Source organism: Halothiobacillus sp. DCM-1 (assembly GCF_045689735.1).
In the GTDB taxonomy this organism is placed as follows: Bacteria; Pseudomonadota; Gammaproteobacteria; order Halothiobacillales; family Halothiobacillaceae; genus Halothiobacillus.
The window spans coordinates 200,874-213,613 of sequence record NZ_CP142685.1; the positions used below are offsets into that span (position 1 = coordinate 200,874).

Here is a 12,740-nt window from a genome sequence, read left to right on the forward strand (position 1 = left end):
ACGAATGAAATGAGAGGGTGCTCGATTGGCCGATGGATTGATTGATCTGCGTGATCGAAGGACGGGGTTCTTGTTTTCCGTTAAAGCGAGTCGCCCGGCTGTCTGGGTCATGGGGCTCCTGGGGCTCAATGCACTGATCTGGGTGTTGCTGCCCTGGCTGACGAACCATAGCCTGCCGATGGATGCGGTCGAACAGGTCAATTGGGGGCGGACATGGCAATGGGGCTATTACAAACACCCCTTTTTGCCCGCCTGGTTGGCGCAGTTGTTTTTTACTGCGTTCGGGGATTTCGGGCTTTATCTGCTCAGCCAGTGCGCGATCCTGGTGACGCTGGGGTTTGTGTATCTGCTTGGGCGGGGGCTCCTTGGCCGCGAGCGTGCCGCCGTCGGCATTTTGCTCACCCTCGGCATTTACTATTTCATTTGGCCAACTCCGGAATGGAATAACAACATTGCGCAAATGCCTTTTTGGGCGGCGGCGATGTATTTCTTCTGGCGTGCCCTTGATTCTTCGCGTTATGCCGATTGGGCGTTGACGGGGCTGGCGCTGGGACTCGGGTTGCTGAGTAAATATTCGACGATCATTTTGATCGCCGTGTTTTTCCTTTATCTGTTGTTTGAACCGGCGCACCGTGCGAAGTGGCGTTCCCCGGCGTTGTGGTTTGGCGTGTTGGTTGGCTTCGGGGTATTTCTGCCCAATCTGCTCTGGCTGTTTCAGCACGAGTTTCTCCCCCTGCGTTATGCCTTCGATCGATCCGCGCAGAGCACCTGGACGGGCTGGCTGTGGAGTCTCGAACCCCTGCGGTTTGTGCTCGTACAGACGATTGATGTGTTGCCGGTGGGGTTGCTGCTGCTCGGCGCTGGATTGTTACAACGGCGTTATTGGCAGCGCGTGCCGCAGATGATCCGTGAGACGACTGGGCCTCGCTGGGATCGGCGTTTTCTTTGGGTGATGGCCTTGGGGCCGGTGCTGCTGACCGAGTTTGGCGCGCTGCTGCTGGGGGCAGGGCTCAAAGACATGTGGGGGACGCCGATGCTGAACCTCGTGGGGATTTTTCTGGCGGCCTTTTTGCTGCCGCTCGACCCTCCAGCCTGGCAGCGGCTCTGTCGGGTGGTTGGTGTGTGGATTGCGGTTCTGGCGCTGGGCGGCTGGGCAAATGCTGCGCTCTTGCCTTCGATGACGAAAAAACCGGCAAAAACCCAATGGCCGCAACAGGCCATGACCGCAGAATTCAATGCAATCTGGCAGGCTCAAGTGCCGGATCGGCCGCTGCGGTTGATTGCCGGGGATTACTGGCTGGCCGGGCTGATTGCGGTGGATTCCCCCGCCGTGCCGCGCTTGCTGATCGATGGCGATTGGGTGATTTCTTCCTGGCTCAATCCGGCTGATCTGGCGCGTGACGGGGCCTTGCTGGTCTGGCAGGGGCAGCCAGCGCAGGAGCCCCCGGCGCTGCGGGCGTTGGGGAACAACACCGCCAGCGGGACGCAGGTATTTGCCTGGCCCGGGGGGACGAAAGGGGCGTTGACCGTCAGTTGGGCGGTGATTCCACCGGCATCGTCCGGGCTCATCACGCCCTAAGGCCGAGGGCGGGGTCATTGCCCGCCGGGTTTGCGTTTTTTCACTGCGCTTTTGCGGCGATTGAAAATCCAGCCTTTGCGATGGAACCAGCTGATCATGGCGAGGGCAATTCCCGCCATGACCGTCAGGACGATGGGGTAACCGTAATAGAGTTTGAGTTCCGGCATGGCAAAGGGGCTTTCGGTGTTGTTACCGAAGTTCATGCCGTAGATGCCGGTGATGAAGGTCAGCGGAATGAAGACGGTCGAGATCACGGTCAGGGTGCGCATGATTTCGTTCAGGCGATTGCTCACGCTGGAGAGGTGAATGTCGATCAAGCCGCTGACTGTGTCACGGTAGCTTTCCAGCAGATCCATGACGGCGACGGTGTGATCGTACAGATCATTCAAAAAGGGTTTGAGATCGACCGAGAGCAAGGGGTCATTCGCGGCACCGCGTAACAGGTGCGAGACGACTTCGCGGGTCGGCCAAAGCTGCCGGCGCAGGGTATTCAGGGCGCGTTTGGCGGTTTGGATTTCGGCCAGCGCATTCTGGCCGGGATGCGTGACGAGCTGTTCTTCGAGGGCATCGACCGTCTCGCCAAAGCGGGCGAGCAGCGGATAAAGCTGATCAATGACCAAATCCATCAGGGCGTAGAACACATACTCCGCGCCGTATTGTTGCAGGCGCGGGCTCGCGTGGGCGAACCGGGCGAGCAACGGGGGGGTGATGTCCTCCTCGGCATCGTGCAGGCTGATGACCTGGTTTTTCCCGAGGATCAGATGCAGTTCGGATTGGTGTAATTCCCCGTCTACCCAGCGCGGTACCGGCAGAATCACGAACAGATGATCGGGGTATTCGTCGATTTTCGGCCGCTGGTCGCGCGACTGAATGTCTTCGAGCAGCAGCGGATGCAGGCCGAAGCGCTGCCCCAGCTCCTCCAGAAAGACCCGGCTGGGCCGCCCCTGCACATGCAGCCACGAACGCAGATCGGTCTGGTTGGCCAGCAGGGCGGCGGCTTCCAGCGTGGGATTCGGCTGTTCGCTGAGGGTGCCCCCGGTGCCCGCGCACAATCGCAGGTGGATGGTGGTGGGCGTGAGGTCATCCAGCAGGATGCCGGGGGTGCGTCCGAGGCGGTCGAGCATGGCGGTCGGCATGGGGCAGTCTCGTCAGTGACTTGTGGGAGATGGGGACGCGCTGAGCAGCACGCTGGCTTCGCCCGAGAGCAGGGTGTGGCCGTCATGCGAGAGGATAAAGCCATAGCGCACGACATGGTCATCGCCCATCAGGCGGGTAGCGAGAATGTCCAACGCACCGGGCAGAGTATCGAGCCGGTCAATGTGAGCTTGTATGTGCTGCACGCGCGTAATCATGCCCTGCCGGATGGGCTGGTCGGCGGGCGCGCGCAGGGCGCCATGCAGCGCCATTGCTTGCGCTGCGTATTCGATGCCGATCAGGCTGCCAAGCTGCCCCTGCCAGCGGAGGGGGTGATCCGGCGCCCGATGGTTGTCGGCGGCACAGCGAATGCGGGTTTCATCCCAGTCGAGTACTCGATCGAGCAGGCACAACCGGCCTTGGTGGGGTAACAGCGCCGGGATGCGCGCAGTGTCAGGATGTGGCGTCGTCATTTGCGTCTGGGTCATGGGCTTCGGTTGCGGAAAAGGCAGCGGCTAGCCAGAGGGCGAGCACCGCACCGGGCGCGACGGTACTGCCAAAGGCATTGAGAATCGGCAAAGAGGAAAAGGCCAGGGTGCCGAAGGCGATCACCGTGGTGAGGTTGGCCAGCGCTAGGGCGGCGAGGGTGCGCGGTGCCGGGCTCTGTCCCTGATTGAAAAACAGGGCGTAATTCGAGCCGATCGCGACGATCAGCAGCAGGCCGATCAAGTTCAGGATATTCAACGACTTTCCGGCCAGCAGCAGCCCCGCCATGACCAGCACGACGGCCATCACGAGGGGCGACAGAACGCGCAGCAGCCGTTGGGGTTGGCGCAGCGCCAGCGCCAGCAGGAGGGTGATCGCGCCGAAGCCGATGAGCGAGAGCCATTGGGTATCGTGCAGATAGCCGTCAAACAGGTCGCGGGATTGATGATCCATGTCGATCACCAGGGCATGGGTAATCCCGGCGGCTTGCAAGGCCTCGCGCAGGGCGGCGACATCCAGCGGCTGGGCGGTCGCGGGGTGCAGGCGAATCAGCGCATGCCAGCGCCCGTGCTGTTCGGTCAGGAGGTTGTCCAGTGCAAAGCCGAGATCTGTCCCGGCATAGTCGGCCTGTGTCAGGAGCGGCAGGTGGCGGCTGGCTTCGATATCGGCCACGAAGGGAGCCAGGGTTGCGGGTTTCACCGGCAAACCGACCAGCGCCGTACCGAGTGCCTGATTCAGTGCCTCGGCGGAGGGCAGCGCGGCCTGCCGCACCTGCTGGGTCGCCCGGCTCGGGAGCCATTGCGCCGGACTGTCAAAACCGCGCAGTGCGCCCCGTGCCACCCAGGGCGCCAGCACTTGACCGGCGCGTTCGGCCTGAGCCAGCGCGGCGTCGGCATCGGCGGCGGTCAGCACGAGAAGGTATCGGGCGCTGTCGGCATGCAGGTCACGGCGCAGTGTGGCGTCGAGCTGTTGCGCTTGGGCGGGGATCGGGTTCAGCCCCGAGAGGCCGCTTTGCCAGAGTCGATCGTGCTGGCTGATGAGCCAGAGCGCGGCGAGCAGGCTCAAGATCAGCCACAGCCAGCGGGTACGCCGCAGGCGATGAACCCAGGGGATCAGCCGGGCACCGGCTCGATCGAGCACCGGCGGTTGGTCGGCGGGGGGCGGGCGCAATCCACGGTCGAGTGCGGGCAGCACGAAGCGGGTGACCAGCGCGGCGGCCACGAGTCCGGCCATCGAATAGAGGCCGATCTGCGCCAGACCCGGAAAGCCGGAAAACAACAAGGCGGCGAAGCCGGTGATCGAGGTCAGTACGCCCAGTCGCACCGTCGGCCAGAAGCTCGTCCGGTCGCGTTGCGGTGATTGGTCGCGGTGAATGAAATAGTAGATCGAGTAATCGACCGCCTCGCCGATCAAGGTGGTGCCAAAACCGATGGTGATGCCGTGGACGGTGCCGAAGCCGAGACTGACGGCGGCGATCGCCACGAGAACGCCGGTGAGAACCGGCAGCAAACCCAGCAGCACCTGCGGCAGTGAGCGATACACCAGCCACAGCAGCAAAAAAACCGCGCTGCTGCCGATCAGGCTGAACCAGTGGACTTCGGTTTTGATGATTTCGCGGGACTCGACCGAAAACACCGGTGCGCCGGTCATTGCCAACTGGAGTGCCGGTGCATGCGGTATGGCCTGAAATTGCTGCCGCACGGCGGCGAGCGCGGCGGCCATGGCATCGGTATCGCTGCCGTCGGCGCGGGTTTGCAGCATCAACAGTGCGCGGTCGCCGGAGGGGGAAACCCATACCCCATCGTGCTGTCGGGGGCGGTTCTGCTGCGTGGTTTGCTGCAATAGACCAAACAGAGCGCCGGTGGGGTCTTGCCGGTACAGCGGTTGCCACAGCGTGCCAAACGGCGAGGCCAGCAGGTCGATACCCTGCGCCAGCGCTGCATGCAGTCCCTCGGCAGTAAATTCGGCGGGCGTGGTCTGCGGACTGAGCAGATAGCGGTAGCGCAGCAGGAGTGCGCGTTCCTGGGGCGCGCTGGGTGAATCACCATTCTGCACCTGGCTGAATAACGGATCGGCGCGCAGGGCATTGCCCAGGGCGCGGCTGGCGGCGGTGCGTTCGGCGAGCGTGCCGCCGCTGAGACTGACCAGAATCATGCGCGAAAGGCTGCCCGCGCGGATCTGATCGACCAGAAAGGTTTGCTCGGCGGTGGCCTGGGCGGGTAGGAAGGCGGAGAGATCGGCGGTGAAGCGGGTTTGGCTGATGATGCCGATCGACACGGTCAGCACCAGCAGCCACGCCCAGAGGATTGGCGGGAGGCGGAAGGCGCGGCGGATCATGCCGAAATACTCCGGGAGATACCCGTCATGGCGCGAGCGTCAGGATGCTGTGGTCGCCATTCGGCGATTCATAGGTGATGCGCTGGATGATCGCGCCAGTGCCGCGGTTCATGCCATCGACGGTGATGCTTTGCACGAACGATTGCAGCGCGGATTGTTTGGGGCGCAGGCTCAATGCCCAGTGCGCCGGGCTGCCGGTCAATTGCAGGTAGAACTCGGTTTGGAGCTGGGCATAATCGCCATTCAACAGATTTTTCAGGCTATCGGCATAGACGCTGGCGGCGGGTTGATCGGCCAGATCGAGCGTGAGCGTTTGCCCACCGGATTCGTAGCGCATCTGCGAGCCGTTGATCGTCAGCCGCTCGTCCCTGGGGGCGGTGGTGTGTTTTTCCAGAAAATCGGGGGCGCGAAAATGCAGCGTGCCCTCACTTTCCAGCGGGACATCCAGCACGCCGAAATATTTGGCTTCGGTGAATTTCACCGTGCCCGCGGGGTGTTGGGCGAGCGCCGCGAGAATGGTTTGCACCGTAAATTCTGGCGCGGCCGCGAGCGGCGGCATCACGAAACACAACAGCAGCGGCCATAAGCGAAGCATGACAGCGGGGCTTCCTTTGAAATGCGGTGCGCCATTGTCGCACTACGGCGACGGGATCGAAGCATCCGGCGGCGGTTCCGGCCAAAATTCAAAAAAATTGAACCAATTATCCGGCGCGGCACGGCACTGGGCTTCGAGCAGCGCGACATACCGCCGCATGGCCGCGTCGATGGCTGCTTGCCGTTCGGCGCGCGGGGTGTGGCGAAAATCGGCCAGCGGCGCGAACACGATGTGATACCGATTGCCGCCGAGATAAAGCCCCGCCATGAACAACACGGGTTGACGCAGCAGGGCGGCGATCCGGAATGGTCCCTCGGCAAATGGCGCGGCTGCGCCAAAGAAGGGCAGCAGCCGGGGGGGGTCGCCGGGCAGGGTGCGATCGGCCAGCAGGCCGAGCAAATCACCCTGAGCCAGCCGCCGTTCGGCTTCCAGCATGCTGTCGATTTGTCCGAGGGCAATGATGTCGGCGCGGGCGCCGGGGTTGATGATCGCGAGGATTTCGTTGATTTTTTTGGCGTTTTCCGGGTACATCATCATGGCGACCCGCCGTCCGCCCTGCGTTTGTCCGACGGCGCGCAGAGCCTCGAAACTGCCCAGATGCGCCCCGATCAGGATTTTCCCGCCAGGCTCATCGAACAGTGCGGCGTTTTCGACGCTCAGCGCGAAGCGTTCGGTCTGCCCGCTGAGCAGGAACACCCGATCATGCACCGTGCGGGCAAAGCACAGAATCTGTCGGTAGCGCTCGGAAAAGCGCGGCAGGCGGCCGATCCGGCGCAGGCTGTACTGTCGCGCCGCGCGGCGCACGCTGGGCGCGAACAGGGTGAAATACAACGCGATGACCGGCAGGATCAGGCGGCTGATCGATCGCCCCAGACGGCGCGAGAGCCAGAGCATGAGCCGGAGGGCGGCGGGGCTGCCGCGTTCACGGCGGGTTTGCCAGCTTGGGGTATTCATCCGGCGTGGTCTGGCGAGAGGCGCCGCAGTATGCCCTGCACGACGGCCTGTTCGGGTGTGTACAGGGTGAAGCGCCAGCGATCGGTGGAGAGCGGATCGAGCCGGTATTCGACGCGCACGCCGGGGCGGACGGGATGGAGAAATTTGGCCTGTTCGATGCCGAGCGCCGAGCGCTCAGCGTGCAAGGCGGCTTGCACCGCGCCCAGGAACCAGTCGAGCAGCAGCGCGCCGGGCACCAGCGGGTTACCGGGAAAATGTCCGGCAAACAGCGGGGTTTCGGCGGGCAGACAGAAACCGTCAGAGTGGGACGGTGGTTGATGACGGTATTCGGCCAGCGCGGCGAGCAGGGCGGCTCTGGGTAGCTTGCCGGTTGCGTTATAGGGCAGGGCGTCCCGCAGAATCAGGGGGCGAGGGAGAAAAACCGGGTCGATGCGCTGCCGGAGTTCCGCGCGCAGTTCTTCGACCGTCCGCGATGGGGCGACGACCAGCGCGCACAGTCGAGTTTGCGACGCGGCGTGATCGTCTGGCTGAAAATACACCCCATCCAGCACCCCATCGATGGCTTTGAGTTGTGCGCTGAGATGCGAGAGGCTGTTGCGCTTGCCGGCGATATTGACTTGATCCGCCACCCGGCCGAGCAGACGAAACCGACCGTCGGGCAACCGGTCGAGATGATCGGCCAGCTCGACCGGTTGCTCGATGTGCCCGCCCGAGGCGCGATAGCGGTTGGGCGCGACCGGCTGTAATTCCACACCGGGTAGGAGTTGCCAATCTGCCGATTGCGTGGGGCGACGGAGCGCGATTTGTCCGGTTTCCGTGCTGCCGTAGATTTCGTGGAGCGGCGCACCGAAGGCGCGTTCCGCGCGGGCGGCCAGCGCGGGATCGAGCGGGGCGGTGGCCAGCAGGAGTTGATCGACGGGTGGCGGAGCCAGGTCGGCTTCCAGCAGTAGCCGCAGGTGATAGGGCGTGGTAACGAGCTGCCGAGGGCGGGGCAACCGATCCAGGGCGGCGAGGATGTCGGCCGGATAAAACGGTTTGCCGCACCAGAGCGGGCAGGCGCCGATCAGGCAGAGCAGAACGAGGGATTCAAACCCGTACATGTGCTGGGGCGGTACCGTGCCGAGCAGGTGATGGGGGTGATCGCGCCCAGGTTCGGGATCCAGCCCGAGTGCGGTGCGGGCAGCGGTGATGTTCTGCCACAGTTTGCCCCAGGTTTTGCGATGGCCGACCGGCTGGCCGGTCGAGCCGGAGGTGAACACCCAGGCGGCGACATGATCGGCGGGCAGGCTTGGCCAATCCGCTGCATCCCTGGGATCGGGCGATGTATTGAACACCTCATCGGGAAAAGCAAACGCCGCATACGGATGCGGCCAGTCCGCCCGATCATGCAGGCTGAAGGCGGCTGGAAACTGCGTATGCAACTGCCGGAGGGTTTCTGCGGTGTCATTGGCGGGCAGCAGGTTGGTTTTACCGGCCAGCAGCACGGCGGCAAACCCGAGCAGAAAGCGATAACGATCCTGGCAGAGGTGGATGATTTCTCCGCCGGGGAGCGCCCGCAATGCCCGCGCCAGCGTCTGGGCTTCCTGCAGAAACTGACCTGCCGTGACCGGCTGCGTATCCCGGTAGCAGAGCACGGCATCCGGATGCGGGTGGCCAAGGAGAGGGCGCTGGCTCATGGGGGGATTCATGGACTGGCCTTGGTTGCCTGACGATACGCGCGCCAGGCGCTCAACGGGTCGAGGCGGTCTTCGGGGGGTAATGCCCAGCGGCGCATGAGGAATTCCCCGAGAAACATCAAGGCCACCAGCGGCAGCGTGGCCGCATTGGCAAACAGCGACCAGACGGTGCGCGGTGCCCAGAGGAACAGGGTAATTGAGCCGGCGGCCATCAGCATGAAAAACAGCGCCCAGGCGAGCGTCACTTGCCGGGTATAGTGGTGCAGCGCCGGGCTAAAACGGGGGTGCAATGGCCGGGCGAAGCGCGTGACCAGGGGCTCCTGCCCCGGCCGCAGGCTCAGCCCGAACCAGAGCCCGAGGGCGAGGTTTGCGCCGAGATGTTGCAGGAGATACAACGCCGCGATGTGCTGGCTCAACCAAGGGGGCAACAGGGTCAGCAGCCCGAGGCCAATGGTCAGCGCGAGCCCCCGTCCGAGGCGTCCCAGGTGCGGGTAAAGGGCATGTAGCGTCAACAGCAGAACCGGCAGGAGCGCGAGGGCGGCCAGTGGCCAGCCGATGTGATCCTGCGGGCTGAGCAGATTGGCCAGCACCAGATCCAGCCCGAGCAGCACGGTAAGCACGAGAGGCTGGATGCGGGCGGGGCGGCTTGGCATGAGGCGTTATTTGCTGCGATGAGCCGCGATGTGTTGCGCGAGATGGTCGAGCGAAGAAAAGATCAGCGTGTTGTGTTCGTCGTCGCTGCGTAAGGCAAAGCCATAGCGCTTGGAGACAACCATGGCGATTTCGAGGATGTCGATCGAATCGAGACCCAGCCCCTCGCCAAACAGCGGCGCGGCGGGGTCGATCTCTTCGGGGCGGACTTCGAGATTCAAGGCGCTGACAATCAGCACGGCCAATTCCTGGCGCAGGGCTTCAGGTGGGGTCGGATCGACGGCAGACATAGAACGCATCCTTAACTTTTTGGCGGGCAATTAAACCGGATGCACGGCTTTGAACGCAAGCACGGCATTGCTGCCGCCAAAGGCGAAGGCGTTGGAGAGCGCCGCGCGCACGCCGCTGCCGCGCAGCGCGGTGGTGAGGTGTAAAACTCCGGCACAGGCCGGGTCGATTTCGGTCAGGTGGGCGGTCGGTGGCAGCGCGTCCTGTTGCAACGCGAGCACCGTGATGACGGCCTCGACCGCGCCGGTCGCGCCCATGCCGTGGCCGTGCATGGATTTGGTGGCACTGACGGGCAGGGTTTCCGCATGTGCCCCGAATACCTGACGCAGGGCGGCGATTTCGGTCGGGTCGCCTTCGCGTGTGGCGGTGCCGTGGGCATTGACATAGCCGATGTCGGCGGCGCGGAGCCCCCCTTGGTCGAGCGCGGCGCGCAGCGCACGCACCTGACCGGCGGCATCGGGGCGAACCAGATGGCTGTGATCGGTACTGACGCCATAACCGACCAGTTCGGCCAAAATCGGCGCCCCCCTCGCTTCGGCATGCGCCCAGTCTTCGAGGATCAGCGCAGCGGCGGCCTCGGCCAGCACCAAGCCGCGCCGTCCGGCATGGAAGGGACGGCAGGCCATCGGAGCCGTGTCGGCGTCTCCCGGCGCCAGTACGCGCATCGCTTCCCAGGCGCGGATGACGGCAAAGGCCAGCGGCGCATCCGAGCCACCTGCCACCATGATCTTTGCCTGACCGTGGCGGATGCGTTCGAAAGCTTCGCCAATGGCCGTGGCGGCCGAGGCACAGGCCACGGTGTAGGTCAGGCTCGCGTTCCCCAAGCCCAGATGGATGCCGATTTGCGCTGAGGCAGCATTGTTCATGCCTTGCACGACGGAGAGGGGGGATAACCGGCTCTGACCCTCGAACCACAGCGCGCGGTAACCCTGTTCATAGGCAAGCGTGCCCCCGAGTGCCGAACCCCAGGCGACTCCGGCTTCGGGGAGATCCTGGCCGGGTTCGCGCGGCAGGCCGGCTTGATCCCAGGCTTCAAACGCCGCTGCCACGCCGAGCTGGGTATAACGATCCATCGTGGCCAGGCTGGGCTTGTCCAGCCGAGCCAGCGGATCAAACCCGGTGCAGCGCACGGCGGGTACGCGCAGGCCGTTGGGCGGGTCATCGGTGGTATGCAGGGTGATGGCCGATTGGCCCGCCAGCAGGCGGGCAAAATAGGCCTCGGTGGATTCCCCCTGGGGATCGATCAGGCTGAGGCCGGTTACGGCAACGCGCCGAACAGTCATGGCGAGCGCCTCATTCGGCTGGGTTCAGGCAGGCTGGTTCGGGCGAAAGCGCTCGACCAGGGTAATCAGATCCCGCACGGTGTCTGGAGTTTCGGTGTCGTTGGGGATGCTCACCTGCCAGCGCTCCTCAAACGCGAAAATCAATTCCAGCAGGGTGAACGAGTCAATCCCCAGATCCGCGAGTCGGGCATCGGGCGTCAACAACGCCGGATCGGTGTGGGTGTGTTCGGTGAGAAACTGGCGAATGAGTTCGAGGGCATCCATGACGAATCAGCTTCAGTAGGGCAATCAAGAACAGAAATATCTGCACATGCTAGCCGCGTGCCGTGCCGACTGGCAACCCGGCCGCCGGTAACCAGCGGCGCAAAAGTGGAGCGGTCAGGACGGTGCTGACGATGGCCATGATGACCAGCATGGTAAAGACCTCGCGGGAAATGGCGCCCAGGTCATAGCCCACATTGATGATGATCAACTCCATCAGCGCCCGGGTATTCATCATGATGCCGATGATTTTGCTCTCGGTCGGCGTTTTCCCGGCCAGGCGCGCGGCGAGGTAGGCACCGCCGAATTTGCCGGCCATCGCGGTGAACAGAATCAGCAGGCACCAGAGCCAGCTTTCCATACTGTTCAGGCTGCCAATATCGGTACGGAGCCCCGTGTAGGTAAAAAAAATCGGTAGAAAGAACACCGTCACGAACGGGCTGACCTGCTGATCCCAGGCGGCGGCGAACCGCTGTTCCCGATGGAGCAACACCCCCGCGAGGAACCCGCCGAAAATGGCGAAAATCCCCAGCGAATAAGTGGTCATGGCCGAGAGAAAGATGGCGGCCAGCACCAGGCCGAGCGTGTGCGCGGGCAATGCACTGCCGCCGGTGTCGAAGCGATGGATCAATCCCACCAAGATGGGACGAATGACAAGCCAGGCCAGCAGGAAGAACCCCAACACCAGCGTGACATGCAGGGCGAATCGTGCCGGGTCGAAGGCGGAGAGCGCAATCATGCTGACCAGCATCAACAACAGCCAGCCGACGACATCGTTGATGGCGGCCGCGCTGATGGTGATGACCCCCAGCGGGGTCTGGGTCAGGCCAAATTCGAGCATGATGCGCCCCAGAATCGGCAGGGCGGTAATCGAAAAGGCCGTGGCGACGAACAGAGCCGAGGCCAGCGGGTGCGCTGCGGGCGAAAGCTGCGGCGCACTCAAGCCGCCCACCGCCAGTCCCAGGCTGAACGGTAGGACGAGGCTGGCGAAGGCGATGACGGCGACGGCGCGCCGGTGGGTTCGTTGCGCAAGATGCGCGAATTCGAACGATAGCCCGATCTGAAACATCAGCAGCACCAGGCCGATCTGGGCGAGAACCTGCATCGGCGCGCCATCGATGTGGTGAAAAACATAATGAAAAGGTTCGGGCGCAAGCCAGCCCAGCAGCGAGGGACCCAGCAGAATCCCGACCAGAATCTCGCCGACCACGGCGGCTTGTCCCAGGCGGAGGGCAACCGAACCCGCCAGGCGCGCCGCCAGGATGATGACGGTAAGCTGAAGCAGGGTAAAGAACACCAGGGTTTCGGTGTGGTGTGTGGCACTGTCGATGGGCGGCATGAGGCTGTCCGGGTGAAATTGGTCGCAGCCTAGCAGGTTGTGCTGTCAGACGCAGTAATAAGCCCGTATCTCCACCGGGGCAGCAACGAGCTTGAGTTTTGCCTTCTCTCGCAAATTTGAGGGCGACCAGGGGGAAGGCTGGCACACAGGAAGCGCG

Annotated in this window: 12 protein-coding genes; 1 reads left to right on the plus strand and 11 read right to left on the minus strand. The window is 63.7% G+C overall.

The features are described from left to right. The first annotated feature begins 70 nt into the window (after positions 1–70). Positions 71–1,579: a glycosyltransferase family 39 protein gene (locus VOI35_RS00970; RefSeq protein ID WP_407276042.1), complete on the plus strand. Its 1,509-nt coding sequence runs from the start codon at positions 71–73 to the stop codon at positions 1,577–1,579. A gap of 14 nt (positions 1,580–1,593) precedes the next feature. Here VOI35_RS00970 and corA read toward each other — a convergent pair whose 3' ends face one another. The 11 genes from corA to VOI35_RS01025 all read right to left on the minus strand — a co-directional run bounded on the left by corA (position 1,594) and on the right by VOI35_RS01025 (position 12,583). Then, positions 1,594–2,715, minus strand: a complete 1,122-nt coding sequence (gene corA / locus VOI35_RS00975; protein WP_407276043.1) for a magnesium/cobalt transporter CorA — start codon at positions 2,713–2,715, stop codon at positions 1,594–1,596. A 12-nt stretch (positions 2,716–2,727) separates the two neighbouring features. Next, positions 2,728–3,201 (minus strand): 3-hydroxylacyl-ACP dehydratase, encoded by a 474-nt coding sequence (locus VOI35_RS00980; protein ID WP_407276044.1) that lies wholly within the window; start codon positions 3,199–3,201, stop codon positions 2,728–2,730. Then, on the minus strand, positions 3,167–5,536 hold the full coding sequence (locus VOI35_RS00985; protein WP_407276045.1) for an MMPL family transporter: 2,370 nt from the start codon (positions 5,534–5,536) through the stop codon (positions 3,167–3,169). Before VOI35_RS00985 ends, VOI35_RS00980 begins: the two co-directional genes overlap by 35 nt. 25 nt (positions 5,537–5,561) lie before the next feature. Beyond that, the gene (locus VOI35_RS00990) at positions 5,562–6,131 is read right to left on the minus strand and encodes an outer membrane lipoprotein carrier protein LolA (RefSeq protein ID WP_407276046.1); all 570 of its coding nucleotides are present in this window, start codon (positions 6,129–6,131) and stop codon (positions 5,562–5,564) included. A gap of 42 nt (positions 6,132–6,173) precedes the next feature. Next, complete coding sequence (locus VOI35_RS00995; protein WP_407276047.1) at positions 6,174–7,085, minus strand: acyl-CoA synthetase; 912 nt, start codon at positions 7,083–7,085, stop codon at positions 6,174–6,176. Next, a complete protein-coding gene (locus tag VOI35_RS01000) occupies positions 7,082–8,761 on the minus strand; it encodes an AMP-binding protein (RefSeq protein WP_407276048.1) in 1,680 nt (559 codons plus the stop codon). The genes VOI35_RS00995 and VOI35_RS01000 overlap by 4 nt, the downstream gene beginning before the upstream one ends. 8 nt (positions 8,762–8,769) lie before the next feature. Continuing rightward, positions 8,770–9,414 (minus strand): hypothetical protein, encoded by a 645-nt coding sequence (locus VOI35_RS01005; protein WP_407276049.1) that lies wholly within the window; start codon positions 9,412–9,414, stop codon positions 8,770–8,772. 6 nt (positions 9,415–9,420) lie between these two features. Next, positions 9,421–9,669, minus strand: a complete 249-nt coding sequence (locus VOI35_RS01010) for a phosphopantetheine-binding protein (protein WP_407276835.1) — start codon at positions 9,667–9,669, stop codon at positions 9,421–9,423. Positions 9,670–9,732: 63 nt separating this feature from the next. After that, positions 9,733–10,983, minus strand: a complete 1,251-nt coding sequence (locus tag VOI35_RS01015) for a beta-ketoacyl-[acyl-carrier-protein] synthase family protein (RefSeq protein ID WP_407276050.1) — start codon at positions 10,981–10,983, stop codon at positions 9,733–9,735. A 24-nt stretch (positions 10,984–11,007) separates the two neighbouring features. After that, a complete protein-coding gene (locus tag VOI35_RS01020; protein ID WP_407276051.1) occupies positions 11,008–11,247 on the minus strand; it encodes an acyl carrier protein in 240 nt (79 codons plus the stop codon). A gap of 49 nt (positions 11,248–11,296) precedes the next feature. Continuing rightward, positions 11,297–12,583, minus strand: a complete 1,287-nt coding sequence (locus VOI35_RS01025) for a cation:proton antiporter (RefSeq protein WP_407276052.1) — start codon at positions 12,581–12,583, stop codon at positions 11,297–11,299. Positions 12,584–12,740 lie beyond the last annotated feature (157 nt).